The organism is Xanthomonas cassavae CFBP 4642 (assembly GCF_000454545.1).
GTDB lineage: Bacteria > Pseudomonadota > Gammaproteobacteria > Xanthomonadales > Xanthomonadaceae > Xanthomonas > Xanthomonas cassavae.
In genome coordinates, this window is sequence record NZ_CM002139.1 from 5,063,210 (window position 1) to 5,087,894 (window position 24,685).

The 24,685-nt window shown below is 65.5% G+C and carries 28 protein-coding genes and 1 tRNA gene; 9 read left to right on the plus strand and 20 right to left on the minus strand.

The genetic code is table 11. The features are described from left to right. Positions 1–20: 20 nt before the first annotated feature. Entirely contained in the window at positions 21–941 is a 921-nt protein-coding gene (locus XCSCFBP4642_RS0122585) for an IS110 family RNA-guided transposase (protein WP_029218350.1), read from the minus strand. Positions 942–1,388: 447 nt separating this feature from the next. On the opposite strand from XCSCFBP4642_RS0122585, the gene XCSCFBP4642_RS0122590 reads away from it, so the two are divergent. The 6 genes from XCSCFBP4642_RS0122590 (at position 1,389) to XCSCFBP4642_RS29005 (ending at position 5,060) form a co-directional block, all read left to right on the plus strand. After that, positions 1,389–1,568 (plus strand): hypothetical protein, encoded by a 180-nt coding sequence (locus tag XCSCFBP4642_RS0122590; RefSeq protein WP_029220226.1) that lies wholly within the window; start codon positions 1,389–1,391, stop codon positions 1,566–1,568. 200 nt (positions 1,569–1,768) lie between these two features. Then, entirely contained in the window at positions 1,769–2,095 is a 327-nt protein-coding gene (locus XCSCFBP4642_RS0122595) for a hypothetical protein (RefSeq protein WP_152527267.1), read from the plus strand. Between the two features lie 72 nt (positions 2,096–2,167). After that, complete coding sequence (locus XCSCFBP4642_RS0122600; protein WP_029220224.1) at positions 2,168–2,806, plus strand: hypothetical protein; 639 nt, start codon at positions 2,168–2,170, stop codon at positions 2,804–2,806. 517 nt (positions 2,807–3,323) lie between these two features. Next, on the plus strand, positions 3,324–4,286 hold the full coding sequence (locus XCSCFBP4642_RS0122605) for an IS5 family transposase (RefSeq protein ID WP_029218204.1): 963 nt from the start codon (positions 3,324–3,326) through the stop codon (positions 4,284–4,286). 191 nt (positions 4,287–4,477) lie between these two features. After that, positions 4,478–4,741 carry a hypothetical protein gene (locus XCSCFBP4642_RS25615; RefSeq protein ID WP_033898699.1) on the plus strand — a complete coding sequence of 88 codons (264 nt, stop codon included), beginning with the start codon at positions 4,478–4,480 and terminating at the stop codon, positions 4,739–4,741. After that, positions 4,731–5,060, plus strand: a complete 330-nt coding sequence (locus XCSCFBP4642_RS29005; RefSeq protein ID WP_152527319.1) for a hypothetical protein — start codon at positions 4,731–4,733, stop codon at positions 5,058–5,060. Before XCSCFBP4642_RS25615 ends, XCSCFBP4642_RS29005 begins: the two co-directional genes overlap by 11 nt. A 152-nt stretch (positions 5,061–5,212) precedes the next feature. Here XCSCFBP4642_RS29005 and XCSCFBP4642_RS30285 read toward each other — a convergent pair whose 3' ends face one another. From XCSCFBP4642_RS30285 to birA, 5 genes are all read right to left on the minus strand, one after another. After that, on the minus strand, positions 5,213–5,569 hold the full coding sequence (locus tag XCSCFBP4642_RS30285; protein ID WP_029221779.1) for a tyrosine-type recombinase/integrase: 357 nt from the start codon (positions 5,567–5,569) through the stop codon (positions 5,213–5,215). A 508-nt stretch (positions 5,570–6,077) separates the two neighbouring features. Beyond that, a tRNA-Thr gene (locus XCSCFBP4642_RS0122630) sits at positions 6,078–6,153 on the minus strand. A 32-nt stretch (positions 6,154–6,185) separates the two neighbouring features. Next, positions 6,186–7,034, minus strand: a complete 849-nt coding sequence (locus XCSCFBP4642_RS0122635) for an SPOR domain-containing protein (RefSeq protein ID WP_029221781.1) — start codon at positions 7,032–7,034, stop codon at positions 6,186–6,188. Positions 7,035–7,043: 9 nt separating this feature from the next. Continuing rightward, on the minus strand, positions 7,044–7,772 hold the full coding sequence (locus XCSCFBP4642_RS0122640) for a type III pantothenate kinase (protein WP_029221782.1): 729 nt from the start codon (positions 7,770–7,772) through the stop codon (positions 7,044–7,046). Then, positions 7,769–8,749 carry a bifunctional biotin--[acetyl-CoA-carboxylase] ligase/biotin operon repressor BirA gene (birA, locus tag XCSCFBP4642_RS0122645; RefSeq protein WP_266103959.1) on the minus strand — a complete coding sequence of 327 codons (981 nt, stop codon included), beginning with the start codon at positions 8,747–8,749 and terminating at the stop codon, positions 7,769–7,771. The genes XCSCFBP4642_RS0122640 and birA overlap by 4 nt, the downstream gene beginning before the upstream one ends. 75 nt (positions 8,750–8,824) lie before the next feature. Here birA and XCSCFBP4642_RS0122650 point away from each other — a divergent pair, with 75 nt between their 5' ends. Next, on the plus strand, positions 8,825–9,142 hold the full coding sequence (locus tag XCSCFBP4642_RS0122650; protein WP_029221784.1) for a hypothetical protein: 318 nt from the start codon (positions 8,825–8,827) through the stop codon (positions 9,140–9,142). A gap of 11 nt (positions 9,143–9,153) precedes the next feature. Continuing rightward, entirely contained in the window at positions 9,154–9,915 is a 762-nt protein-coding gene (locus XCSCFBP4642_RS0122655; RefSeq protein ID WP_053329612.1) for a M90 family metallopeptidase, read from the plus strand. 109 nt (positions 9,916–10,024) lie between these two features. Here XCSCFBP4642_RS0122655 and XCSCFBP4642_RS0122660 read toward each other — a convergent pair whose 3' ends face one another. The 6 genes from XCSCFBP4642_RS0122660 to dusA all read right to left on the minus strand — a co-directional run bounded on the left by XCSCFBP4642_RS0122660 (position 10,025) and on the right by dusA (position 16,805). After that, on the minus strand, positions 10,025–11,209 hold the full coding sequence (locus XCSCFBP4642_RS0122660) for a DUF1501 domain-containing protein (protein WP_029221786.1): 1,185 nt from the start codon (positions 11,207–11,209) through the stop codon (positions 10,025–10,027). 41 nt (positions 11,210–11,250) lie between these two features. Continuing rightward, the gene (locus XCSCFBP4642_RS0122665; protein ID WP_029221787.1) at positions 11,251–12,837 is read right to left on the minus strand and encodes a DUF1800 domain-containing protein; all 1,587 of its coding nucleotides are present in this window, start codon (positions 12,835–12,837) and stop codon (positions 11,251–11,253) included. Between the two features lie 121 nt (positions 12,838–12,958). Then, positions 12,959–14,329, minus strand: a complete 1,371-nt coding sequence (locus XCSCFBP4642_RS0122670; RefSeq protein WP_029221788.1) for an ATP-binding protein — start codon at positions 14,327–14,329, stop codon at positions 12,959–12,961. A 74-nt stretch (positions 14,330–14,403) separates the two neighbouring features. Further along, entirely contained in the window at positions 14,404–15,087 is a 684-nt protein-coding gene (locus tag XCSCFBP4642_RS0122675; protein WP_002808458.1) for a response regulator transcription factor, read from the minus strand. Between the two features lie 71 nt (positions 15,088–15,158). Then, the gene (locus XCSCFBP4642_RS0122680; protein ID WP_033898708.1) at positions 15,159–15,464 is read right to left on the minus strand and encodes a hypothetical protein; all 306 of its coding nucleotides are present in this window, start codon (positions 15,462–15,464) and stop codon (positions 15,159–15,161) included. Between the two features lie 336 nt (positions 15,465–15,800). Further along, positions 15,801–16,805 carry a tRNA dihydrouridine(20/20a) synthase DusA gene (gene dusA, locus XCSCFBP4642_RS0122685; protein WP_029221790.1) on the minus strand — a complete coding sequence of 335 codons (1,005 nt, stop codon included), beginning with the start codon at positions 16,803–16,805 and terminating at the stop codon, positions 15,801–15,803. Between the two features lie 125 nt (positions 16,806–16,930). On the opposite strand from dusA, the gene XCSCFBP4642_RS27885 reads away from it, so the two are divergent. Beyond that, positions 16,931–17,323 carry an NIPSNAP family protein gene (locus tag XCSCFBP4642_RS27885; protein WP_228325643.1) on the plus strand — a complete coding sequence of 131 codons (393 nt, stop codon included), beginning with the start codon at positions 16,931–16,933 and terminating at the stop codon, positions 17,321–17,323. On the opposite strand, the gene XCSCFBP4642_RS0122690 is transcribed toward XCSCFBP4642_RS27885, so the two are convergent. From XCSCFBP4642_RS0122690 to aroE, 8 genes are all read right to left on the minus strand, one after another. Further along, a complete protein-coding gene (locus XCSCFBP4642_RS0122690) occupies positions 17,263–17,487 on the minus strand; it encodes a hypothetical protein (protein ID WP_029221791.1) in 225 nt (74 codons plus the stop codon). The genes XCSCFBP4642_RS27885 and XCSCFBP4642_RS0122690 overlap by 61 nt on opposite strands. Positions 17,488–17,582: 95 nt before the next feature. After that, on the minus strand, positions 17,583–17,984 hold the full coding sequence (locus XCSCFBP4642_RS29010; RefSeq protein ID WP_152527320.1) for a hypothetical protein: 402 nt from the start codon (positions 17,982–17,984) through the stop codon (positions 17,583–17,585). A 49-nt stretch (positions 17,985–18,033) separates the two neighbouring features. Beyond that, positions 18,034–18,609, minus strand: a complete 576-nt coding sequence (locus tag XCSCFBP4642_RS0122695) for an ankyrin repeat domain-containing protein (protein ID WP_029221792.1) — start codon at positions 18,607–18,609, stop codon at positions 18,034–18,036. Positions 18,610–18,666: 57 nt separating this feature from the next. Further along, positions 18,667–20,172, minus strand: coding sequence for a catalase KatB (katB, locus tag XCSCFBP4642_RS0122700; protein ID WP_029221793.1), 1,506 nt, complete (start codon positions 20,170–20,172; stop codon positions 18,667–18,669). Positions 20,173–20,834: 662 nt separating this feature from the next. Continuing rightward, the gene (gene dinG, locus XCSCFBP4642_RS0122705; RefSeq protein WP_029221794.1) at positions 20,835–22,970 is read right to left on the minus strand and encodes an ATP-dependent DNA helicase DinG; all 2,136 of its coding nucleotides are present in this window, start codon (positions 22,968–22,970) and stop codon (positions 20,835–20,837) included. A 237-nt stretch (positions 22,971–23,207) separates the two neighbouring features. Then, on the minus strand, positions 23,208–23,444 hold the full coding sequence (locus XCSCFBP4642_RS0122715; RefSeq protein ID WP_029221796.1) for a hypothetical protein: 237 nt from the start codon (positions 23,442–23,444) through the stop codon (positions 23,208–23,210). Continuing rightward, positions 23,441–23,794: a hypothetical protein gene (locus XCSCFBP4642_RS0122720; protein ID WP_029221797.1), complete on the minus strand. Its 354-nt coding sequence runs from the start codon at positions 23,792–23,794 to the stop codon at positions 23,441–23,443. Before XCSCFBP4642_RS0122720 ends, XCSCFBP4642_RS0122715 begins: the two co-directional genes overlap by 4 nt. A 10-nt stretch (positions 23,795–23,804) precedes the next feature. Next, entirely contained in the window at positions 23,805–24,656 is an 852-nt protein-coding gene (gene aroE / locus XCSCFBP4642_RS0122725; RefSeq protein ID WP_029221798.1) for a shikimate dehydrogenase, read from the minus strand. Positions 24,657–24,685: the final 29 nt, after the last annotated feature.

The window sequence follows — 24,685 nt, forward strand, 5'->3', positions numbered from 1 at the left end:
CGGGAGAGCAACTGTCTTGATCAACTGGCGGCGGCAGCCGCCAGTTGATCCCGCATTTTGGCGTTGAGGATGACCAGCAACTTGCGTATGGCCGCCACCAGGGCCACTTTGCCGGCCTTGCCCTTGTCACGCAGCCGTTGATAAAAATCGCGCAGTGGCGGGTTGAAGCGCACGGCCACCAGGGTGGCCATGTACAGCACCTGGCCGATGCCGGCCCGCCCGCCCCAGATGCGCCGCACCCCACGCATCGCGCCGCTGTCGCGCGCCAGCGGTGCGACCCCGACCAGCTTGGCAATGGCCTTGCCGCTCAGCTGGCCCAGTTCCGGCAGCTGTGCCGCCAGGCTCGCCAGCAGCACCGGGCCGACACCTTTGACCTGACGCAGCACCTGCAACTCTGCACGCGCGGCCAATTGCTGGGCGATGCGTGCGTCCAGCTGCGCCACCTGCTGCTGCAACTGCCGCACTGCGCTGTGCGCCTGCCGCTTGAGCCAGGCATCGGTAAGCGTAGACAGCTGCTGGCGCTGCTGCTGCACGACGGTCACCACCTGCATCCGCCGCTGCTGATAGGCGCGCAGTTGCCGGCGCCAGTCCTCCAACGGCTGATAGCGTGTCAGCGGCAGTACCGCCGCCATGTGTGCCAACGCACGCGCATCCAGCCGATCGGTCTTGGCCAGCTGACCGGTGGCCTTGGCAAAATCGCGCGCCTGGCGCGGATTGATCCGCACCATCGGCAGGCCGGCAGCATGCAGCGTGTCCAGCGCCAATTGCTCAGCACCCCCGGTTGCTTCCACCACCACTTGGTACAACGTCAGCGGCGCCAGCCAGTCACGCAACTGACGCAGGCCCGTGGCCTGATTGGCAAATCGCCGCGCCTGCTGCAAGCCATGCACATGCACGTCCAACCACTGCCTGCAGACATCGATTCCGACACTCTCGTTCATGATCAACTCCGCTATGCTCGACGGGTCGAGAGCTCTCCTGGGCAGCCCAGCCTTATCGTTACGAGCGCCTACTCGAGCAACTGTTCGGGCGTTTGCCAGGAGATTGCGGCGTGGCGACCTCGCTCTCCCGCGGTCGCTCAGACCTATGGGTTATCGGTCGACCACGCCGCCTCTCGACGCCTAATCTGGCAGATCGCCAAGAGATAAGGGGNGCAATACCCCGAAAACGTGCCGAAAACGGCAAAAAACCGGGGGTTTGAGCGCCCTCAGCGCGGCGGATGTGGCGTGTTTCGTTTTCCGGCTGCGTTGATCAGACCATCCTTTAGGCAGCTAATGACAGCACGTCGCATCCAAAGCATTGATGGCCTCTACGATTTCATCGGATACGTTGTCTTGTGCGCACCAGATCAATTCCCTAAGCGGGACTATCTTCCTTCCGACCAGTAGATGAGCCTCGACCGCGCCTTTGATGAGCTCAGGCAGGCCATCTCGCTCGTTGAGACAGATTTTCCTGGCGCTGACCAGAAACGCGGCCTTTCGGCAACATTGGATCGTTCCCTCGCAAGTTACCGCCAAGGAGACATTGTCGCAGCGGCCCATACGCGCTTCAAGACTTCCAAGATTTGATCTTCAAGGTGTAGGCAGTGCATCACCACAGTACGCTACCTAACAATTCATTCAAGCCGAACCCGCTTTGCGGGTCGGCTTAATTCCAGTGTTGGGTGGAAATGAGAGTTCTCGCAGCGGCTACTCTTTCAATCCTTTTCATGGCTGGCTGCGCGTCTTTTGGCCGGATAAGCCCTACACAAGCGTCTGCGCCAAACGCGGTGACGGGTATCTGGGATCTTGTAGTCACCGACAAGAGCCAGACGCAATCGTTTAGCTTTGCTCTCACGGACACACCCGCCGACACCTGCATTTCCGGCAACTGGTTCCAGGCACAGCCGCTCTCTGCGCCGCGGGGGCAGGTATCCCGGCCGGCTTATCAGTACCAATCTGGCAAGCTCGAGATCCTGCTATCCACCGAGCTGTGCGATGCCTACACTGTTCTCATAGGCAATGTTTCTGGCTCAAACTTCAAGGGGTCTCATGTCTCTTATGGCCTGTTCGGCAGCACGGAGCACGGCAAAGTTAGCGGCGTGCTTCGGCAATAGCCGGGTGCCGCCTAACAACTCATTCAAGCCGAACCCGCTTCGCGGGTCGGCTTAATTCAGGCGTTAGGCGCCATGCCCAGCTTTCCGAGGATCGACAAAGGCGAGGGGTTCATTCGAACTCACGATCTTCTCGAAGAACTTCAGGCAGATGTTGGGCGCGCCTATGAGGCACTAGGGAATGACCGGCAATCGCAATACCTGCGGCGTTCTGTGGTGCGGGCGGTCTTCTCGTTCATAGAAGCCTGCGTGGAAACGATCAAAGTCGAGATCCGCTCAAACATCAGGACGGGACTCTTTAATCCGGAACTGACCGAAAAAGAACAAGAGACGCTTGGCGCGCTGCACTTGGTTGGTGACCGACGTTCCGACAAGCTGTTACCGCTTGACGCCAACCTCAAGAGAACGTTCCGCCTCGCAGCTAAGGTCTGGGGCCTCACTGAATTCAAGCTCGCAACCGGGGGCGAGAATTTCGCGGACTTTCTTCTCGCAAAGGAGGCGCGCAACCGCTTGACCCATCCCAAGAACTACTATGACATTCAGGTCACTGACGATGACATGCACTGCCACACGATCGCTTACCACTGGGTCTTGGGCGAGTTCAGCAGGCTTTTTCGCCTGCGCGTTGTAGATATTGCTCGATCACTGGCGCCAGAAGATGGCGAACGCCTGCTCCAATCAACTGGAGTTGGGGGTCTTCCGAGTGGCGCCTAACTATTCGTCCAAGCCGACGCCGCTTCGCGGCGCGGCTTAACTCAGGTGTTAGGCGGTAGCGCTTGGCATCGTTGGTGGCTTCTGTCTTCGGCAACGCCTTGGTGGTGTACCCGGCCGGCTCCGGTGCGCGGTCTTTGCGTCAGCGGTGATCGGTCTGCTTGTTACCTCGCCTTGTAGCGTTACCGCTGCGCTGCGCTCAGTGCCTTTGGCTTCGGTTGCTCTGCGCGGCAACGCTCCCTTGGCAAGCCACGTGACTTCGGTTGTGGCATGCTTGGCCCAGTGATGGTCTGGTCGTGCTGGGGAGCAGAGGTCATGCGTCACCGCTCTGCGGCGCCACCGTCTAAGGCAACGCTGATCAAGTCGGTCCCTATCGGAGAAAATATGCCCCTTCCTTCAAATCGGAACGACCGATGAAACAGCAGACATTGGCGATGGCGGCCGATCAGGNTAAGGCAACGCTGATCAAGTCGGTCCCTATCGGAGAAAATATGCCCCTTCCTTCAAATCGGAACGACCGATGAAACAGCAGACATTGGCGATGGCGGCCGATCAGGGCAGTGGATTCGAGCAGCATCGTCGGCCGACGCGCCGGGATGTGTTCCTGTCGACGATGGAGCAGATCGTGCCGTGGTCGGCACTGTGCGCGGTGATCGAGCCGTACTATCCGAAGGCAGGCAATGGCCGGCCGCCGGTCGGCCTGGAACGGATGCTGCGGATGTATTTGGTGCAGCACTGGTTCAATCTGGCCGATGAGGCCTGCGAGGAAGCGCTACTGGACAGCACGGCGCTGCGGCGGTTCGTGGGGATCGACCTGGGCCGCGAGCGGGTTCCGGACGCGACGACACTGCTGAAGTTTCGTCGCCTTCTGGAGACGCACGAGCTGGGGGCGGAGCTGTTCTTGCAAGTGAACCGGGAATTGGAAGCACGTGGCCTGAAGGTGGGCACGGGCACCATCGTGGATGCGACTATCATCGGCGCGCCCAGTTCGACGAAGAATGCGGACAAGGCCCGCGATCCGGACATGCATCAGACCCGCAAGGGGCAGCAGTGGTACTTCGGGATGAAGCTGCACATCGGCGTGGATAGTCGTAACGGCCTGGTGCATAGCGCGGCGGTGACGGCGGCCAATGTGCATGACAAGCACCTGCTGGGAGACCTGCTGCACGGGGAGGAACGCCGGGTCTATGGAGACAGCGCCTACGCCAGCCAGAAGGCGCTGATCGGCACGCATGCACCGCACGCCCGGGACTTCACCAACCAGCGGGTTCGCAAGCGTGGCGAAGTGAATGAGGTGCAGCGCCAGCGGAACCGCAACAAGTCGAAGATCCGTGCCCGTGTCGAGCACGTGTTCGCGGTGGTGAAGCGGCTGTGGGGCTTTGCCAAGGTGCGTTATCGCGGGCTGGACAAGAACGCGAACCGCTGCTTCGTGGCCCTGGGCCTGGCGAACCTGTACCTGGCGCGGGTGCGTTTGGCGGGATAGTTGCGCCTGCGGGGCCGCAAAAGCGGCCCGCAGCGCCCGGAAACGGGCATGGAAGGACGGCTGATCGTAGATCCAAGTGCGTCATGAGCCGGATCGGCCAGTTCGCTGGCCGTTGCGACTACTTGATCAGCGTTGCCNCAGCGCCCGGAAACGGGCATGGAAGGACGGCTGATCGTAGATCCAAGTGCGTCATGAGCCGGATCGGCCAGTTCGCTGGCCGTTGCGACTACTTGATCAGCGTTGCCCTAAACAGCGCGCGCGCTTGGATGCCGTCTGTGCCTGGCGCCTATCGATTCTCGTGCGCAGAGATTGGCTATCGGTCTATCGACGTGCAGGTGCGTCGCAATGATGCCGATGTGCTTGTGGCCACCGCGCCCGGCCTGGGCACTGAAACGGTTAGCGGCATGCACCGGAAGCTGACGCGTGCGGAGTGGGAGGTGGTCGATGTCGATTGATGCTGCAGGCAAGGACAGCACCCTAGCCGCACTCGCGGCACTGATCGAGGGCGATCGCTGGCTCAATGCGGACGCCTGCGCGGTGTACCTTGGCTTGATCGTGCCAGACGGCAAACCGAATGCCGGCCAGCCAAATCGGCGCGGGTTCCTCGAGCGGGTCTCATGCCGGCAGAGCTTCCCTGCTGCGCTGGTGATCGGCAACGAGAAGAAATGGAAGAAGTCTGAGGTTGACCGTTGGGCGGAGGACGAACGCCGAATCAACCGAGCTGCCGAGCCAGCGAAGACGCTGGCTCGTTGTAGTAAATCATCAGCGATTTGAGGTCGCGATGACCAATGACCCGGGCCAGTTGCAGCACATCCAGCTTCTTGGAGAGGCGCCATATCGCCTCGGCCCGGCTGTCGTGAAAGTGGATGTCCCGGTGCTTCGTGGTATCGCGCACGCGGCGCCACAGTACGTCTCGGGTCGCGTCATCAAGCTGGAAGACCGGCCCAAATCCCAGCGGCAGCGCGCAGGATCTCGCACGCGCGCCGCGATAGGGGAACGTCCCGGGCGTCGCCATTCTTCGTCTTCGGCAGGTGGACATACTGCGCGTCGAGGTGGATGTTCGGCCAAGTCAGACCCAGGATTTCCCCAGACCGCGTTGCCGTCTCCGCCTGCAGCTTGTCCCAGACCCCAAATGCGCGCGCCAGCATCTCCACTTCCTCGTTGGAGATGCGCCGCGCCCTACCCTTTGGTGTCTTGGGCCAGCGCACATCCCGCATCGGGTTTTCCCGGATCCACCGCCAATCGCGCCTGGCCACCTCGAGCACGGCGCGCAGCAGGTTCATTTCCCTGGCCACAGTGCCTGGCTTCACCTTCGCCAGCCGGCTGTCCCGCCACGTTGCGAAGTCATCCGGCCCCAGTGCAGCAAGACGACGCAGGGCGATCGGCTCCCGTCGCAGTGACTTGACCCGCACAAGCTCCCACCGCGCCCCCCCCCCGTTCGGGAGCCACCTCCTCCTCGTAGCGGCGTAGAGCGGCGTCGAAGGTCTTGTCCGGCAGCTTCGTGCCGCGCAGCTCTGCCTCGCGCTCCAGCGCCCACTGGGCGGCCTCCTGGCGCGTTGCCTTGGTCGTAGAGTCGCGCACGCCGTCGACGTACACCTGCACTCGGTATTTGTTTCCGTTTCGCTGGATGCTGGCCATGCCCGCATCGTATGGGGAATTTCTGGGGAGCGGGTAGGGCCAAACCGTTGCGATACCGGGCGCCCACGTTTTACACCGACCAGCTGAACCCCTTGCCGCATGGGCATTTCCGGGCGATTGGGGCTTTGCGGGGGTGTTGCGCAAAGACCTTCGTGGTGCCGGCACCCGGATTCGAACTGGGGACCTACCGCTTACAAGGCGGTTGCTCTACCAACTGAGCTATGCCGGCAAAGGCAGGCGCGGTGCGCGCCGGTGCGCATTCTAGCGCAGCGCGGCGCACTCTAGCGACCGCTGGCGCGCTGCACCTGCGGCGCCCTGCAATGTCGCAGCCGCCACCGTGCTGCGCACATCGATCCACCAGCGCGACTGACCGCTGCCGCTGGGCACCAGCTGCGCCGGAAACCCTGCGCTCACCAGGCTCGCCTGGCGCCGCTCGGCGCGCTCGCGGCTCTGGTACTGCCCCAGTGCAACGGTATTGCCCTCGCCTTGGGCGATCACGTAATAGTCGCCGATGCCGGCGGCCGCAATCCGCTTGACCAGCGCCTGCGCCGCCGCGCGGTCGCCCACGTTGGGCAGCATCACCCGAAAGGTGCTGACGCCGGCGTCGGTGTCTTCGCGCACGCTGGCGCGACGCACCTGCCCCTGCAGCCGCGTCAGCGCGGCATCGGCGTCGCTGCGTGCCGTGTAGGGTCCGAGACTGGCGCAGCGCTCGGGCGCAGCCGGTGGTGCTGGAACCGCCGATGCCGGGGTGGCCGCGGCGGTGGCCGCGTCGATCGACGAAGCATCGCGCACGGGCAGCGCCGGCGTCCCGGCCGGCGGGGGAGCCGTCACGGCGCCTGGGTTGGCAGCGTTGGCTACAGCTGTACCCGCTGCAGCCGTCGCGGGCGCCGGCGTGCTGGAAGCCGGCATGGCGCCAGCCTCCGGTTGCGCTGCGGTGACCAGCGACGGCCGCGATACCCCGGTCGCCAGCATCGGCAACACCTCCAGCCGCGCCACGCCGGTTGGCTGCGGCGGTGCGGCCGGCAGTGCCGGCGGCGGCTGCATCGCCCACCACAACGCCACGCCGGTATTGAGGACGATCAGCACAACGATGAGCGCGCGTACGTACATGCCCGGATTCTAAGCGCAGGACGCATCGGTCGCCCAGGTCGCCAGGCCGTCCAGCACCAGTGCGGCGCGGAAGCTGGCATCGGGCAACAACGGCAGCAACGGCGGCGCGCCACCGCCATGCGCCAGGAGTCGCACCGGCACGCCCAGGCTGCGTTGTGCGTGATGCAGGCTGCGCTCGATCAACGCCACCGCGGCGCCGTCGCAGCCGGAGGTCAAGGCATCGTCGGTGTCGTTGGCCAGCTCCACATAGTCGCCGCCGCTGGCCGGCAGCTGCACCGCGCGCGCATGCAGCGCCTCGCGCATGGTGGTGGGCGAGGCGGCGATGCGCCCACCATGGTGCTGGCCGTCGGCACCGAGCACATCGATGGTCAGTGCCGTGCCCACCCCGGCCACCAGCACCGGTGCATCGCCCCGCGCACCCAGCAAGGCCAGAAACCGATCCACGCCAAACCGGCTGGGGTCGGCGTAGGCGATGCGGATGCCGGCGCAGTCGGCCACGGTACGTGCGATGCGCACCTGCGCGAAACGCTCCTGCAGGCAGCCGATCATGCGCTGCGTCAATGCCGGCGCCGCCACGCTGGCCACGTAGGCAACGCGCCCGGATGGCAGCGCCGCCAGCGCGGCCGCATCCATCGCTTCGGCGCCATGTGCCCAGGCCTGCACCTCGCCTGCGCGGTTGCCGTGCAGCGGCGCGTACTTGAACCGCGAATTCCCCAGGTCGAACAACCACTCGCTCATGCAGGTCTCACGCTGACTTCTCCGGAGTGGAACAGCCGTTCGGTCTCGCCCATCTGCACCCGCAAGGCGCCGTCGGCGGCCAGGCCCAGGGCGACGCCGCGATGCAGGCTGCCGGCCTCTTCCACCTGCACTGTGCGGCCGCGCAACACATCCAGCGCCGCATAACGGGTCAGGAATGCAGCCAGCCCCTGTGCTTCGAACAGGTCCAACGCCGGCAACAACGCCGACAGCACCGCAACCACCACGGTATCGCGCGTCACTGCGCGGCCGGCCAGGGTATCCAGGTCCACCCACGGTTGGTCGATGGTGGCCGCGGCCGATGGCGGCATATGCACGTTCAAACCCAGGCCGATCACGGCGCGCGCGTTGCCCGCCATCTCCCCGCCGCCTTCGATCAGCAGCCCGCCCAGCTTGCGCTCGCGCGCCAGCAGGTCGTTGGGCCACTTCAGGCCGACATCGGCGAACCCGCAGCCGCGCAAGGCCTCGGCAACCGCCACGCCAACCGCCAGGCTCAACCCGGCCAGCTGCCCCAGCCCGCCGCTGAACCGGCGCGAGGCCGACAGGTAGATATGCGCGCCCAGCGGCGAGGTCCACTGCCGGCCGCGGCGACCGCGCCCGCCGGTCTGGCGCTCGGCCAGCAACACCTCCACGCCGCGCTCCGGTACCGCACGCGCCAACAGGCTGGTATTGGTGGATTCCAGCGTCCAGGCCACCTCCAGCGCCGCCAGCCCGGCGGCGGCGTCAGCGATCATGGCGGCACGGATGCGCACGGGGTCCAGCAGGTCCAGCGGTGCAGCCAGCCGGTAGCCATCGCCAGCGCGTCCTTCGATCGCCACGCCTGCGGCGCGCAAATTCTGAATGCGCTTCCACACCGCGGCGCGGGTCAAGCCCGCATCACGCGCCAGCGCATCGCCGGACAGCCGGCCGCTCGCAAGTTTGGCCAGCAACGCGCGGTCATCCACGGCAACGGTTCCCAAATCGATGCGCGAAAGTATGCGCCATGGCTTCCCGGCCGCCCAGCGCGGCTTGCGTGAGGGAGTGAAAACCGCGTTATGATCGGCGACTCACGCCGCTTGCCCTGGATGTGGACGATGCGCCGACTCACGGTTTGCCTGCTTCTGTTGTTGGCTCCGCTTGCCGCACTGGCATCGGACCAGTTGACCGACGGCGATCATGACAGCTGCGTCAGTTCCAACTCTGTCGCACGTGGCAGGACTCCCAACGGCGAACCGGCCACACCGGCACGCACGCCGCCACAGCACAAGCCCGCACCTGCCACCGGCGGTGGTGGCAGCGATGGCGACGGCCTGTTTCCGCGCATGCGCATGATGCCGCGCTGGCACAGCTTCCTGCCGGGCATGTTCCGCTGATCCAGTGGGTGATGCGCTGGTTGCGCCGGCCGCCGCTGGAGATTCCCGACGCGTTGTGGCATCCGGTCTGTACCGAGTGCGCCTGGGTGGCCGCACTGGATCCGCTGCGTCGGCAACGCCTGCGTGCACTGTCCGCGCAGTTCCTGCATCAGAAAACCATTTCGCCGGTCGATGGCCTGCAGCTGCAGCCCCGCGATCAGGTGTTGCTGGCAGCCACCTGCTGCCTGCCGCTGCTGAAGTTCGGGGCCGCCGGGTGGCGTGGCTGGTCGCAGCTGATCGTCTATCCCGATGCCTTCCGCGTTCAGCGCACCCACATGGATGCGGCCGGCGTGATGCATGCCTGGGACGACGCCTTGATCGGAGAGGCCTGGGAACAGGGCCCGCTGATCGTCAGCTGGGCCGACGTGCAGGCAGACCTGCACGATCCGTGCGCCGGGTTCAACGTGATCGTGCATGAGATGGCGCACAAGCTCGATGCCCTGGATGGCGCGCTCGATGGTACGCCGCCACTGCCGCGCGAGCTGCAGCGCCGTTGGGCACGCGATTTCCAGCAGGCCTTCGATGCGTTCTGCCAACGTGTGGATGCCGGCGACGACACCGAGATCGACCCGTACGCTGCCGAAGCGCCGGAGGAATTCTTCGCGGTCGTCAGCGAATACCACTTCTCCGCGCCGCAGGTGCTGGAACGCCTGATGCCGGCCGTGGCCGCACATCTGGTCGGCGTGTATGGGCCATCGCCGTTCGCGTCACCGCTAGCTGTGATCTCTCAGTAGGTTGTTCATCCGGGGCCGATCTGGAAGATGGGGGCTACCCCAGTGCGCGATGCATGCCGATTTCAACGCCCTGCGCGATCAACGGTCCTGCCAGCGGCGATCGGCGCCCCTACACCAGGCCAAGATCCCGTGGTGCCGCGCCCGGGAACACACGTTCCAGCTGCGTCGGCGAGAGCCCCCATAGCCGCTGCAGCACGCCGCCGAACAGGCTGCGGTAATTGGTCAGCACCGGATAATCGCGATTCTGCAGCAGCTGGGCCTGCTCCACTGCAACCTGTTCGCCCGCGATGCGCCCGCCGTGCACGCCGCCGCCCAACACCCAGTAGGTGGTGCCATGACCATGATCGGTACCCTTGCTGCCGTTCTCGCGGAAGGTGCGGCCGAACTCGGAAATCACCACCACCACGGTGTCGTTCCAGGCCGGGCCCAGGGCATCGGCGTACGCGGCCAACCCTTCGCCCAGGTTGCGCAGATTGTTGGCCAGACCGCCTGCGACACTGCCCTGGTTGGCATGCGTATCCCAGCCGCCGACATCGACGAAACCCAGGCGATACCGCTCGCGCATCAAGGTCGCCATGCGCCGGGTTTCATCGGCAAACGTGCGCGCACTGGCGGCACCGCGCCCGGCCTGCTCCATCTCCTCGCGCAGCTGCGCGGTGACCTGCTGGCGCAACGCCAGGCCTTCGCGCGCCGCGGCCGCCAGCGGCGTGCTGTCGTACATCTGCGACAGGATCTGCGCCTGGCGCGCGTCCAGTCCGCCCTTGCCGATGCCCCTCAACGACACGTTGGGCAGATCGCTGCCGCCCTGGAAGGTCAGCGGCAGCGAATCGGTGAAGGCAATCGCCGGTACGCCACTGAGCACACCCGCCAGGCGCGCCATGAAACCGGAACGGTAATCACGATGCTTGCCGGCCTGGCCGGATTCGATATCGTCCTGGGTTTCGAAATGGCTGCGCGAGGTGTCGTCGGTGCCGGCGAACGGCACGAACGCCAGTTGCCGGCGCTGCCACAGCGGCAGCAGCGCATCGCGCATCACCGGATTCAGACCCCACTGCGTATCCAGCGCGATGGCGCTACCGGGATTTGCAGGATCCGGCCGCGCGATCGCCAGCGTGGGCCGCGACTGGTAATAGAAATCGCTGGCATGCGGCACCAGCAGGTTATTGCTGTCGTAGCCGCCACGCAGGAACACCACCAGCAAGCGGGCACTGTCGCGCGGGGCGGCAAACAGGCGGCCGGTCCACGGCAGGCTTGCGGCAGCGGCAGAGGCAAGCAAAAAGTGGCGACGTTGCATGAAGGTTCTCCTGCGGCGATGCCCACACCGCATGCGGTGAATCAGCGATAGTTGAAATCCGGCGACGACAACAGGAAGCCATTCCACTCCGCCGGCGAGCGCGCCTGCTCCAGCGCCTGACGCGTCCCCGCCGACAACGACGGTGCCAACCAGCGATACGACGCACGCGTATCGATCTGCGTCAGTGCGGGAATCGGCGTGTCGGTATCGCCCTCGCGCCGGAACAATTGCTTGGGCCCGCTGCCCAGCGAACGCGCCACCTCGAACCGGCGTGCCAGTTGTCCAGAGCTGGTCCAGGCCTGCGATTGCAGCGACCATCCATCCGGGGTGATGCGGCCGAACAACGGCTCGCCCAGTTGCTGCACCCAGCTGGCCATCGGGGCGGCATTGATCACCGGCTGGTCCTCGTAGGCCAGCCGCATCGCCGACACCACGAAGCGGTTCGGGTCCTTGAACTTGCGCGGTTGCGCCTGTGCAAATTCCGCAGACGCCAGCATGGTCTGCATGACCTTGGCGATATCGCCATCGCTGCGCTGGAACGTGCTGGCCATGCGCGCAACTAATGCAGGCGGTGGCGTGTCGCTGACGAAATACTCGGCCAGGCGCTGCGACACGAAATGCGCGCAGGCCGGCTGGCGCACCAGCAGGTGCACCGCCTGTTCGATCTCCTCCAGTCCGCCACCGGCAATGCGCTGGCCCAGCAGTAGCTTGTCGCCGGGCTGATGGCGCGCCGGATTGAACTCGAACAATCCCTTGCGCACCACTGGTGGCCGACCAGGCGTGGTCGCCGGCAGCGGCGGCACGCCCTCTGCCTTGACCGGCACCAGGCCAGCACCGGTGAGGATCAAGGCCAGCTGCTGCACATCCCGCTGGCTGTAGCCGCCATGTACGCCCAGCGTGTGCAGCTCCATCAGCTCGCGCGCGTAGTTCTCGTTGACCTTGTCCTTGGCGTTCTTGGCATTGTCCAGATATTCCAGCATTGCCGGGCTTTCCAGCGTGGCCATCACCAGATCGGCAAACTTGCCGGTGGCGTTGGGGCGGATCGCGTTCTCCATGTAATCGGCCGCCATCCACTTCACCCGTCCCTTGTCGGCATACACGCTGAAGTGATTGAGCCAGAACCACACCAGTTGTTCGCGCAGTTGATCCGGCGCGTACACCGCCCGCAACAGCTGGGCCTGACGCGCCTGGGTGAGCATCTGCCCGCCACGCGCCTGCCAGTCCTTGCGCAGGGCGGCCTTTTCGTCGCCATCGGGCATGCCCTGCAGGCGGATCTTGTCGGCCTCGTACCGGGTCAGCAGGGTCGCCAGGGGCGTATGCAGCGCATCGAACTGCTGCAGCTGCGTGCGGATGGGTGCCGGCAGAACGGCATCGTCGCTGGGCTGCAGCAGCAATGTGGCGTAGCGCTTGGGGCCGAGCCGCCGCAACCGGGTTGCGCTCTCGCCGTCCACACCGTAGGTGGCGCGCTGCAGCCAACGCGTCTGCGTTGCCGTCAGTGGTGTTTCGGCAGCGTGGCCGATGATGGCGCAGGCGCAGCCGGCAACCAGCACCGGCATGCGCCAGCGTCGTCGGCGCATGCCCGCGCAGCGCGCGTCCACGCCAGGTGCCTGTACAACACGCTTGAACATGCGGCTCTCCATGCAACTGCCTGCAACCGGACCAGTATGGTCGTGCCAACGCGCGAGGCGTTAAACGGTTGTCGGAGCGTCGACCGCCATTGCCGAAGAGTTCATCGGCCCAGACCGGGCGTCACAGTCCCGGCGGCAGGGTCACATCGAAGCGGGCGCCGCCCAGTTCCTGCGAACGCACCACCTGCAGCTCGCCGCGATAGGCCTTGATCAAATCCTGCACGATCGACATGCCGATGCCGTGGCCCTGCACGCGCTCATCGCCCCGCACGCCACGCTGCAGGATCTTGGCGACATCCTCCGGCGCGATGCCGGGGCCATCGTCTTCCACCGACAGGATCAGGCCGGCACGCCGGCTCCCGGTGGTGGGACCAGGCTGGGCGGTCAGCAGCACGCGGCTGCGCGCCCACTTGAAGCCGTTCTCCAGCAGGTTGCCGAGCAGCTCCTGCAGATCGCCCGGCTCGCCATGAAAACGCGCCTCCGGCGAAATATCGAACTCGCACAGCACGCCCTTGACCGAATAGACCTTCTCCAGGCCGCGGACGATTTCTTCGGCGGTCGGCTCGATCGGCAGCGGCGCGGCAAACAGCTTGTGGCCGCTGGAGGCCGCGCGCGCCAGCTGATACGACACCAGGTCGTTCATGCGACGCAGTTGCACGTCCATCTCTTCGTGCAGATCGCGCTCGGAGGCACCGCTGTCCAGCTGGGTGCGCAGCACCGCAATCGGCGTCTTGAGGCTGTGCGCCAGGTCGGCCAGCGTATTGCGTTGGCGCTCCAGATTATCGCGCTCGCTCTCGATGAAGGCATTGATGCTGTCGGTCAACGGCTCCAGCTCGCGCGGATGCTGTTCGCTCATGCGCTGGATCTCGCCGCGCTGCACCTTGGTCAGCTCGTTGATGACCCGCCGCAGCGGGCGCAGGCTCCATTGCAGGATGAAGGCCTGCAGGACCAGCAGCACCACGCCGGCACTGCCCAGGTAGAACCACACCGCGCCACGGAACACCCGCAGCTGCGCGCCCATCGAACGGGCGTCTTCCATCACATAGATGGTGTACGGAATCTCGCCACCGTGCTCACGCTCGACATAGCTCACACCCAGGCCATAGCGATACAACTGGCCCACGCTGCCGTCGATCTGGGTCATCTCCAGCGGGCCGATGAACTCTTCCTGCCGCGGCTCGAGCATGCGCCCATGCGGAATATTCGGCCCCTCGGCCGACATCGAGGTCCAGCTTTCATCCGGCCGCACAACTTCGACATACAACCCGCCACCGGGCACATCGAAACGTGGATCCGGCGGCTGTCCGCCGATATACAGCGAGCCGTCGCGAACGAAATCGATATTGGCCGCGTAGGCGGAGGCGTAATTCTTCAGCCGCTCGCGAAGGTTGCGCTCGGCGGTATCGGCGAACGCCACATCCAGCGCATAACCGGCCAGCGCCAGGAAGGCCACCAGGCTAAGGCTGGCGGCCAGCAGCTGGCGCGCCTGCAAGGAGCGCGGGCGCCAGCGCTTGTACCATTTGGAGCGCCCCGGCACGAAATCGTCCTGCTTGCCGACGTGCGACCTCAGCCTTCGGTACGCGGGATGGCGAAGCGGTAGCCGCGACCGCGTACGGTCTCGATGGGCTTCAGCTCACCATCAGGGTCGAGCTTCTTGCGCAGGCGGCCGATGAACACCTCCAGCACATTGGAGTCACGGTCGAAATCCTGCTGATAGATATGCTCGGTGAGGTCGGCCTTGGAGACCAGTTCGCCGGCATGCATCATCAAGTATTCCAGCACCTTGTACTCATAGCTGGTCAGATCGACATTGGCGCCGTTGACGCTGACCGTCTGCGCCGCCAGATCCAGCGCCACCGGCCCGCATTCCAGCGTCGGCTTGCTCCAGCCCGCCGCACGACGCAGCAACGCGTTGACGCGCGCCAGCAGTTCCTCGACATGGAACGGCTTGACCAGGTAATCGTCGGCACCCTGCTTGAGGCCTTCGACCTTGTCCTGCCAGCTGGAACGCGCGGTCAGGATCAGCACCGGGAATTTCTTGCCTTCGTCACGCAGCGCCTTGATCAGTTCCATGCCCGACATCTTGGGCAGGCCCAGGTCGATGATGCCGACGTCGAACGGCACCTCGCGCCCCATGTAGAGGCCTTCTTCGCCGTCTTGTGCAGCGTCGACAGCAAAGCCTTCACGCTTCAGGCGCGCGGCAAGGGTCTCGCGCAGCGGAGCTTCGTCTTCGACCAAAAGAATACGCATGCACTCTCCCTAGTTACGTTATCGGCCGGCGGCCGGGGAATTTATGTGACTGAACGTGGGACTATCTACGTTCAGTGGTTATCGTCGCGTGGTGGCAGGTCGGGCGCAGCCGGGTTGCGCGGTGGCGCATCCTGGGTCTGCTCCGGCTCGTACACGGTGTGCACGCGACCGTCCTTCATGTACTTGACCCGGTTGAGATTACCGCCGTCGAACGGCACACGTTCTGCACCAAGGATCTGTCCACCGGTAGACCGCTGCACGTGGCGGATGGTGTCCGACAGGGTGCGGCTGCCGCCGCGAGCCGATGCCGGCATTGCCTCGCGCCCACCCTGCCCCATCGGGGGATAGCCCTGACTCCACGCCGACGGCGCAACCATGGCCGCCCAAAGGGCAACCAGGGCAACAGAGCGAGCGCGGCTGAGGAAATGGGTCACACCGGGATCCTAGCGGGTTGTTCAGGAACATTCAAAATTCGTGAAACCGGCCGCGCGTCACACTGCAGCTGGAACTCGAAATCGAGCCAAATTCTTGATTTTGGGGGGTGAATCCGATCTGAACTTTTTAGCTTCGTGTTAACGCCATTCAGTGAAATGAATATCGACAGGGGATGTCGCCCTCATCGACAGACGTTCCCATCACGCGGGCAAGCCGGGAAACCGTTCGAACCGGAACCTCCGGGCCACCTGTTTCAACTTATGCAAGTGCCGGGCCACTCAGGCCACGACGCGCCAGGGCTGGCTATCGGTGCGCTGCAAGGCCTGCTCAACCAGCTCCCAGCCGGCTCCGGGGCGGTGCGCACCCTCGCTCAACACCTGCCGGAAAGCCCGCCCGCCGGGCTGGCCGTGGAACAGCCCCAGCACGTGCCGGGTGATGTGCTTCAACGCCAGGCCCTGCGCCAGGTGCCAGTCCACATAGGGCTGCAGCGCGCGCAGCAGCGACTTACGCGACTGCGGCGGACGCCGGTTTAAGGCCGCATCCAGCTGATGCAGCACATACGGATCATGATAAGCGGCGCGCCCAAGCATGACGCCGTCGGTCTGCTGCAGGTGCGCCAGGGCAGCGTCGACGGTCGCAATGCCGCCGTTGAGCACCACCGGCAGCCCGGGGCGCTCGCGCTTGAGCCGATAGGCCCAGTCGTAGCGCAGCGGCGGAACCTCGCGGTTCTCCTTCGGCGACAGGCCCTTAAGCCAGGCATTGCGGGCGTGCACCACCACCATCGCTGCACCGGCGGCGACCACTTGATCGACAAAGCTGGCGAACACCGCGTAGTCGTCATCGTCGTCCACGCCAAGCCGGCATTTGACGGTGATCGGCAGATCGGTGGCAGCGCACATGGCCGCGACGCAGTCGGCCACCAGTGCCGGCTCGCGCATGAGGCAGGCACCGAAGCGGCCGGCCTGCACCCGATCGGACGGGCAGCCGCAATTGAGGTTGATCTCGTCGTAGCCCCAGTCCTGGGCGATGGCGGCAGCCCGCGCCAGCAGAGCCGGCTCGCTCCCACCAAGCTGCAGCGCCAGCGGGTGCTCCACCGGATCGAAACCCATCAACCGGGCGCGATCGCCCTGGATCACCGCATTGGCATGCACCATTTCGGTATACAGGCGGGCCGACGGCGCCAGCAGGCGGTGGAACACCCGGCAGTGGCGGTCGGTCCAGTCCATCATCGGGGCGACGGACAGACGCAGGGAGGCGGCGTAACGATCGGAAGCAGCGGTCATTGACGGTCGGCCGCGCCAGGCAGCCATTGGAATGCGAAGCAGGATCAACAGCTTACACGGGCGTCGATGAATCTGCGGCAGGCCGGCATGGCATGCCGGGGCGCCCTGTCTGCCGGAGGCGTTGGATGATCACCTGTTCGCTGCGCCATGTGATCGACCCGTATCAGCTGGCCGAATTCGAATATGACGCTCGCTTGTGGATTCCGCTGGTGGCGCGCTTCGGCGGCCGACATCACGGCTACTTCCTGCCCTCGGAAGGGGCGAACAACATCGCCCTGGCGCTGTTTTCGTTTCCCTCGCTCGCCGAGTACGCGCGCTATCGGGACGCATCGCTGCATGCCTGGCGGCGTTCGCCTATGCGCAGCGAACGCGTTGCATCATCAGTTACGAACGCAGCTTCTTTCGTCCGGTGCTCGGATAGGCGCGTCGCGCGCCCGCTCCCCGGACCCAGGTGCAATTACGGATTACGGAAACCAACACGCTCTTCAGCGCTCAGCGGCTTGCCGAGGGCGTGGTAAGAGGCAGCCAGCACGATCAGCGAAGTCCCCATCACCGCGTAGAAGCTCCACGAGGTCGCCAGCACATGCACCTGGCCGAACACCAGCGCGACGACGGCGGTTGCGGTGCATAGCACCATGGCCAGCAGCGACATCAGGAAAGGGATGGAGGGATCGATCTTCATGGTGGGGGTTCCAGGCTGCGATGGCTGAAGCATCGGCGTTCCCGACCCGTTCTTGAACTGTTTTCTACGCTTTTTTTCGACCGATCCAACACAAGTCAGCGCACGCTCAGTTTTCTGTCAAAGCCTTGGCGCACAAGGCTTTGCGCGTCGGAAATTCCCTGACTTGCGGGCAGCGGAATCACCACATTCGCCAGAGTTCCAACGCAGGCGCGGCGGAAAACCGACAGTGCTAAAACAGGCGATGTTGCACTGCAAAATCCCCAGGCGCACATGCTGGACGAGGCGTTATCGTCCACCCGATACCGCCACGGCAGAACCTGTTGCCTGAGCGCGGCAGGCGGCCTGCCGATGCCGGCTGTCCACGCTTGATGCGTTGTCGCTTCGGCTCGATGCAGCCAACTCCAGTGCGTTCCAGGCCCCATCAGGGGGAGCGACATCCAGCAAACGACGATGACCGGTACATACGCCGCGGCGTTGCCTGCAATTTGCGCGTGCACGCCAGCGCCGAGACACGCAGGCCCATGCGATAGCCGCGGCGGTGCCGGCTCAGCGTGCCGGGGCGGTAGCGAACTCGCCGCGTTGCAGCTTGGTCACGTCGTTGCCCTGCCCATCCTTGAGGCTGAGATCCGCGCCCTTGGCGGCCAGATCCTTGAGCACGTCGGTGCGCTGGAACAGCGCGGCATACATGGCGGCAGTCTGGCCGGCGTTGTTGCGCTGGTCGGGCGCGCAATCGGCCTGCATCAGGCGCTTGGCGATCGCCAGCTCGCCCTTGAAGATGGCGCCCATCAGGGCGGTGTTGCCGCGCCTGTCCTGCGCGCAAGGGTCGGCGCCGGCGCCAAGCAGCTGCTCCACCGCCGGGCGCTGGCCGTGGTAGGCGGCCAGGATCAGCGCGGTGTAGCCCTTTTCGTCGCGGGTGTTGAGGTCGTAGTGCGAGCGGATGAATTCGGCCAGCATGTCCTGGCGACCTTCGCGCGCGGCGTCGAAGAAATAGTCGCGCAGTTGCAGCTTGATCTGCTCGGGGCTGGCTGCCGCGGTGCGTGCCGCTGCCGGCGTGGCCGTCGGCGAGGCGGCCATGGCGGACGCGCAGAGCGCGCTCAGCAGGATCAACATCAGAGTGCGCATGTCGCTCTCCTGAAGAAGGACGGCACCGCGGCGGAGGCCGCGATACCGTCGGGTGGATCAGTCCTGCAGGCTGGAGGCCAGCTGCTTGACGCGGGCCAGGTCGCCCTTGGCAACACGGGTCACACCGGTGCCGTATTCCGGGTCGGCCTTGTACAGGAACGACAGCATCAGGTGCTTGCTTTCGGTGTCGGTGTTGGCCAACGACTCGCCGAAGCTCTGCACCAGATCGGCGCGGTCCTTCTTGCTGTAGGAGCGATACAACTCACCGGCCTGCTTGAAGTTCTGCTCGCGGATGATCTTGGCCTGCTGGGTGGTGCCCGACAGCGGCAATTCGCTGTAGCGCGCCGCGGCGTCCTGCGGACGCGGCTCCAGGCGGCTCGGCTCGTAATTCACGCCGCTGGTGGTCTGGCCGATGTTGCCCTGGCCGTCCTGGTTGCCGTTGTTGACGGCCACACGTGGGCGGTTGACCGGCAGGCTCAGGCCATTGGCACCGATGCGATACAGCTGAGTGTCGGCGTAGGAGAAGATGCGGCCCTGCAACAGGCGATCTTCCGAAGGTTCGATGCCCGGCACCAGGTTGGCCGGCGCCATCGCGACCTGCTCGGTCTCCTGGAAGAAGTTGTCGACGTTCTTGTTCAACACCATCTGGCCGACCTTCTGCTCCGGCACGTCCGGCCAGATCTTGGTCGCATCGAGCGGATCGAAGTCGAACTTGGCCAGATCTTCGGGCTTGAGCACCTGCACGTACAGGTCCCACTTCGGGTAGTCGCCCTTCTTGATTGCGCCGACCAGGTCGTTGGTCAGGTGGCTGTAATCCTTGGCCTGCACCGCGGCGACCTGCTTGGGATCGAGGTTCTTGATGCCTTGCAGCGTCTTCCAGTGGAACTTGACGTAGTGCACTTCACCCTGCGCGTTGACCAGCTTGTAGGCGTGCACGCCGTTGCCGTCCATGAAGCGGTAGCCGGCGGGCGTGCCTTCATTGGAGTACAGCAGGGTCAGCGTGCGCGTGCCTTCTGGCACGTGCGAGAAGAAATCGAAGCGACGCGAGTCATCGTCCAGATTGGTGCGCGGGTCCGGCTTGAACGCGTGGACCATGTCGGGGAACTTGATCGCATCGCGGATGAAGAAGGTGGGGAAGTTGTTGCCGACCAGATCCCAGTTGCCTTCGCTGGTATAGAACTTGGTCGCAAAGCCATGCGGGTCGCGCAGCGTTTCCGGCGAGTGGTTGCCGTGCACCACCGATGAAAAGCGCACGAACACCGGGGTCTTTTCGCCGGCGCTGAACACCTTGGCCTTGGTCAGGCTGGACAGATCGGCGGTGGCGGTGAACTCGCCTTTGACGCCGGTGCCGCGCGCATGCACCACACGCTCGGCGATGCGCTCGCGATCGAAACGCTGCAGTTTCTGGATCAGCTGCACGTCCTGCAGCAAGGTCGGGCCGGTGGCGCCCGCGGTCTGCGAGTTCTGGTTATCACCCACCTTGGCGCCGTTGTCGCGGGTCAGAACGGATTGGGCAAAGACCGGCGGGGCGATCAGCGTGGGGGCTAGCAGGGCTAGCACCATGAGGGATCCAGGGCGCATGGCGTCAGCTCGTGTTGAGGGAGCTGAATCATGGCCAGCGGACCGTAGCGTGAGAAGTCGTTAGTTCTGATCGCTACGATAGGCGAACATGATGATGGCCGCGTTGCGTGATAAGCATCGCTTTGGATGTGGCATCGTGTTGCAGATAACAGCGCTTTCCTGGGAGGCGCTGCGCTATGGGCGTTCGCATTGCATGACGAAACTGCCGAATGCGATGCACTGATGCTGCGATGCAGCGCTATTGCCTGGAGTGTTGTTCAATGCCTCACTGCAGCCGGCTCACGAAGCAGGCGCGGCTCCGACACATTCTCAGGCCGCGTGCGCTTGGTCTCGGGGATTGTTAGGTGATATGCCCAGCCGCAATGCGCAGCACCAACGCGTCTGCGTCCGACCCGCAAGGCGCTCCCAGCCCACTCTCCAACCAAGCGGTCCGGCACCGTGGCGATGCCACTGCCTGCATGCGTCAAGAGCGTCAGGAACAGTGCCAGGGCATGAAAGCGAGTGCTCATGGCTCCGCTCGCAGGTCCAGTAGGCCGGGCGGGCAGGTGCGGTACTGCAGCAGTGCATCGTTGATGCGCGCGCAGCCGATGACTTATTCACCTGCTGCGCGCTTTGTCGCTGCAGAGCACGCGCAACGACCGCTGTCAGCGCCCGATCACCCGCTTGAACGGCGGCAAGGCATCGATGATGCGTTTTCCGTAGCGGCGGGTGAGCAGGCGCGAGTCGAGGATGATGACGCGGCCATGGTCGTTGGAGCTGCGGATCAGGCGTCCGGCAAACTGTGTAAGCGTGCGCAGCGCATGCGGGATCGCGATCAGGTTGAAGGCGTTGTGGCCGCGGCTTTCCAGCCACTCGCTCAAGGTGGAGGTCTGCGGGTCGGTGGGCACGGCAAACGGCACCTGGGTGATGACCACGGTCGTGCAGGCTTCACCCGGCAGATCCAGGCCTTCGCCAAAGGAATTGAGCCCGAACAACACCGAGCCCTCGCCGGCGGCAATGCGGCGCAGGTGTTCGGTGATCAGTTGCGACTTATTGCCTTCGCCCTGCACCAGCACGCGGTTGCGCTGCGCCAACGGCATCAGGTCGGCCACCTTTTCCATCTTCCAGCGCGAGGTGAACAGCACGATGCTGCCCTTGGCGTTCCAATCCAGTTCGCGCACCAGATACCTGGCCACTTCCTTGGGATGGCCTTCGCGGTCGTCCGGGGTCACCGGGAAATTGGGCACGATCAATTCGGCCTGATTGGGCAGGTCGAACGGCGAGGCCAACGAGGCCATTTCGGCGTGATCGGGCAGACCGTTATCGATGGCGAAGGACTGGAAGTCGCCGCCGCCGGTGAGCGTGGCCGAGGTCATCACCACCGAATCGACCTCGTTCCAGATCATCGTGCGCAGCACTTGCGCGGCCGACACCGGCGAGCAGTGGCAGATCAGATCGCCATCGCGCGCGAGGGTGATCCAGCGTGCCATCGGCGGCTGGCCCTCCTTGTCCTCGCGCCGCCAGCCACTCCACAGATTGTGTTGCTGCTCGGCCATTTCCAGCGCCAGCCCCAGGCTGCGCTGCAGGCGCTCGCGTGCGGCATCGTCCTGCTTGCCCTTGGCCACCGCGCCGTGCGCGGCGTGCACCCAATTGAACAGCGCGCGGGTTTCTTCGCCGAGTTCTTCGATGGCAGGGCCCCACTGCGGCGGCAACTTGCCGTTGGCCGCACGCCATAACGGATCGCGCTCGCCGGGCTCGGGCTTCCAGACGCGCTCGACCTCGGCATGGAAGGCCTTGAGCAACTTGGAAACGCGCGCGGCCACCTCGATGGCCTCGTTGGGCAGCAGGTTGCCGATCCTGTCCTTGTCCACCGCGCGATACGCCGCGGCAACCAGGATCTGCATGCGGCCGGTGCGCCTGGCCATGTCATCCAGCGGCAGGTTGGCCGCGCCCTGGTCGATCGCCACGCCGGCGATGTGGTGGCCCTCGTCGAGCACCAGCAGCATGTCCGATGGCGGGGCGATCAGCGGCTGGCCGTTTTCGGCATCGCCCAGCGACAACGAGGACAGCAGCAAGGCGTGGTTGGTCACCACGATCTGCGCTTCGCGCACATCGGTACGCGCCTTGAGCACCGGGCATTGCGCGGCGTAGCTGCAGCGGCGTCCCGCGCAGCCGGAGGCCGGGGTGGTGATGCGCATGCGCAGCGGCACCGAGACCTGTTCGGGGGCATCGTCCAGGTCACCGTTCCAGGTGCGTGCGGCATAGGCCTTGGCCAGCCGCTTGGCCAGATCCGCATCGACCGGGCTGAGCGGGCGGTCGTACAGCGCCTGCTCGTCTTCGAACATGGCGTTCTGGCTGGTGTCGCCTTCCAGCTCGGCAGCGTTGCGCGTGCACAGGTAGCGGGTGCGGCCCTTGGCCAGCGCCACGGTGGCCTCCAGCCCGGTGGCCTTGAGGAAGGCCGGGATGTCGCGTTCCACCAGCTGCGACTGCAGCGCCACGGTGCCAGTGCTGATCACCAGCTTCTTCTTGGTGGCCAGGGCGATCGGCACGCCGGCAGTGAGGTAGCCCAGGCTCTTGCCGACGCCGGTAGGTGCCTCGGCAATGCCGATGCCGCCGGAGGTGGCCAGCGCACGCGAGACCAGGCCGATCATCTGGCTCTGCGCGCGGCGGGTGGCAAAACCTGGCGTATTGGCCTGCAGCTTGGCATAGGCATCGCGGATGCCGGCCTTGATCGGGTCGGTCAGCACGCGCTGGGGGGGAACGGGCGCAGACGGCGCGGCCGGAGGGGCAAGATCACTCATCGCGCCATTTTCGCACGGACCGGCGCAGCGCCTGCGACCGTCGCGCCACGCGGGTGAACGCAATGGTCTTGCGCGTGGCAAGACAGGCGCTGCCTGCCGCATGATGCGTCGTATCCCTGGAGACCGCGCAGCGTCGGCGCCGGTCATGCATGCCGGCTGTCGCAGCGATGCACGCCATGCGCCGCTGCGACGCGATGGGGCAGCGGCCCGGGCCTGCGTGCCGCTGGCTGCCTGCGGTCAGCCGCCGCGCCTGGAACGCGGCCACGCATGCCATGCCCACAGTGCGCCAATGGCAAGCATCGCCACTCCCATCAGCAGCATGCCGACACCGACACCGGTCGGTCCGAACCGTGCGTACAGCATGCCGGCACGATTGACCGTGGCCAGCGACTGCGGATGCAGCAGCGTCCAGCCGCCCTGCCCCGCACACACCAGCCCCACCACGGCCAGCGCCAGGGCCTTGAGCGGGATCACCCGCGCGGGCCGGCCTGCTTCGCCGGCCCCTGCAGGCTGCGCGCCAGCGTCCACACCAGCAGGCCGATGCCCACTGCCTGCACCGCCGTCAGCACGACGCGGCTGATACCCATCACCATGCCGATCTGGCGCACATTGCCCTGCTCCAGCAGCAGCATCGGGATGGCCTGGAACGCGACGTCAGCCAGCACGCAGCCCAGCAGCAGCCACAGCCCGACCAGCCCCGCCCGCCGCAGCGGGCCCTGCGGGGCGCGCCACAGCAGCACCAGGCCCAGCAGCACGGCGATCAGCATCGGTACCCGCGACAGCAGGCTGGTGATCAGGCTGAGCAGGATGTCGGTCAGCGTCATGGCGGCCGGCTCAGTCGGCGCTGACCAGCACCGCCTCACGGGCACGCAGCGCGGCATAGACCGGATCGGTCTCCGGGCGCATGCCATGCCACAGCGCGAAGCTTTCGGCCGCCTGTTCCACCAGCATGCCCAGCCCGTCGATGGCGTAACGGCACTGCGCCGCGCGTGCCCAGGCCAGGAACGCGATGGCAGTGGCGCCGTAGTTCAGATCGACCGCGGCGGTCAGGCTGTTGACCAGGCCCAGCGGCAATGCGAAGGCGCCGGCATCGCGGTCGCGCCCGGCCGCGGTGGCATTGACGATCAGCTCGAAGTCGCCCAGCTCGCGCAGGTCTTCGATGTAACGCGACATCACTCGCGCCGGTTCGCCCAGCGCATCGCACAAGGCATCGGCGCGTTCGGGCGAGCGGTTCACCACCACCATTTCGGTGATGCCGGCCTCCAGCAGCGCCGGCGCCACGCCGCGGGCAGCGCCGCCGGCGCCGAGCAGCAGCACGCGGCGGCCGCGCAGATCCAGGCCGTGGCGCTCGGTGAGATCGCGTACCAGGCCGGCGCCGTCGGTGTTGTCGCCCTGCCACTGGCCGTCGTTGCGCACCAGGGTATTGACCGCGCCGGCCAGGCGCGCGCGCGCGCTCAGGCTGCTGGACAGGGCACAGGTGGCCTCCTTCAATGGCAGGGTGACGTTGGCCCCCTTGCCGCCTTCGTCGGCGAAGCGCTGCAGCGCGGCGGCGAAGTCGTCCGGCGGCGCATCGATGGCGGTGTAGTCCAGCGCGATGCCGGTCTGCTTCCCGAAGTCGGCATGGATGGCCGGCGACAGCGAGTGGGCAACGGGGTGACCGAACACGGCATAACGGGATACGGGCATGTAACGCTCTCTGGTTGACTAGACTGTGC

Excerpts from the sequence above, each read along its gene's own strand:
- XCSCFBP4642_RS0122585 (WP_029218350.1), bottom strand. The coding sequence starts at position 941 with ATGAACGAGAGTGTCGGAATCGATGTCTGCAGGCAGTGGTTGGACGTG.
- XCSCFBP4642_RS0122590 (WP_029220226.1), top strand. The coding sequence starts at position 1,389 with ATGAGCCTCGACCGCGCCTTTGATGAGCTCAGGCAGGCCATCTCGCTC.
- XCSCFBP4642_RS0122600 (WP_029220224.1), top strand. The coding sequence starts at position 2,168 with ATGCCCAGCTTTCCGAGGATCGACAAAGGCGAGGGGTTCATTCGAACT.
- XCSCFBP4642_RS0122605 (WP_029218204.1), top strand. The coding sequence starts at position 3,324 with ATGAAACAGCAGACATTGGCGATGGCGGCCGATCAGGGCAGTGGATTC.
- XCSCFBP4642_RS25615 (WP_033898699.1), top strand. The coding sequence starts at position 4,478 with ATGAGCCGGATCGGCCAGTTCGCTGGCCGTTGCGACTACTTGATCAGC.
- XCSCFBP4642_RS29005 (WP_152527319.1), top strand. The coding sequence starts at position 4,731 with ATGTCGATTGATGCTGCAGGCAAGGACAGCACCCTAGCCGCACTCGCG.
- XCSCFBP4642_RS30285 (WP_029221779.1), bottom strand. The coding sequence starts at position 5,569 with ATGAACCTGCTGCGCGCCGTGCTCGAGGTGGCCAGGCGCGATTGGCGG.
- XCSCFBP4642_RS0122635 (WP_029221781.1), bottom strand. The coding sequence starts at position 7,034 with ATGTACGTACGCGCGCTCATCGTTGTGCTGATCGTCCTCAATACCGGC.
- XCSCFBP4642_RS0122640 (WP_029221782.1), bottom strand. The coding sequence starts at position 7,772 with ATGAGCGAGTGGTTGTTCGACCTGGGGAATTCGCGGTTCAAGTACGCG.
- XCSCFBP4642_RS0122650 (WP_029221784.1), top strand. The coding sequence starts at position 8,825 with ATGATCGGCGACTCACGCCGCTTGCCCTGGATGTGGACGATGCGCCGA.
- XCSCFBP4642_RS0122655 (WP_053329612.1), top strand. The coding sequence starts at position 9,154 with ATGCGCTGGTTGCGCCGGCCGCCGCTGGAGATTCCCGACGCGTTGTGG.
- XCSCFBP4642_RS0122660 (WP_029221786.1), bottom strand. The coding sequence starts at position 11,209 with ATGCAACGTCGCCACTTTTTGCTTGCCTCTGCCGCTGCCGCAAGCCTG.
- XCSCFBP4642_RS0122665 (WP_029221787.1), bottom strand. The coding sequence starts at position 12,837 with ATGTTCAAGCGTGTTGTACAGGCACCTGGCGTGGACGCGCGCTGCGCG.
- XCSCFBP4642_RS0122675 (WP_002808458.1), bottom strand. The coding sequence starts at position 15,087 with ATGCGTATTCTTTTGGTCGAAGACGAAGCTCCGCTGCGCGAGACCCTT.
- XCSCFBP4642_RS0122680 (WP_033898708.1), bottom strand. The coding sequence starts at position 15,464 with ATGGTTGCGCCGTCGGCGTGGAGTCAGGGCTATCCCCCGATGGGGCAG.
- dusA (WP_029221790.1), bottom strand. The coding sequence starts at position 16,805 with ATGACCGCTGCTTCCGATCGTTACGCCGCCTCCCTGCGTCTGTCCGTC.
- XCSCFBP4642_RS27885 (WP_228325643.1), top strand. The coding sequence starts at position 16,931 with ATGATCACCTGTTCGCTGCGCCATGTGATCGACCCGTATCAGCTGGCC.
- XCSCFBP4642_RS0122690 (WP_029221791.1), bottom strand. The coding sequence starts at position 17,487 with ATGAAGATCGATCCCTCCATCCCTTTCCTGATGTCGCTGCTGGCCATG.
- XCSCFBP4642_RS0122695 (WP_029221792.1), bottom strand. The coding sequence starts at position 18,609 with ATGCGCACTCTGATGTTGATCCTGCTGAGCGCGCTCTGCGCGTCCGCC.
- katB (WP_029221793.1), bottom strand. The coding sequence starts at position 20,172 with ATGGTGCTAGCCCTGCTAGCCCCCACGCTGATCGCCCCGCCGGTCTTT.
- dinG (WP_029221794.1), bottom strand. The coding sequence starts at position 22,970 with ATGAGTGATCTTGCCCCTCCGGCCGCGCCGTCTGCGCCCGTTCCCCCC.
- XCSCFBP4642_RS0122720 (WP_029221797.1), bottom strand. The coding sequence starts at position 23,794 with ATGACGCTGACCGACATCCTGCTCAGCCTGATCACCAGCCTGCTGTCG.
- aroE (WP_029221798.1), bottom strand. The coding sequence starts at position 24,656 with ATGCCCGTATCCCGTTATGCCGTGTTCGGTCACCCCGTTGCCCACTCG.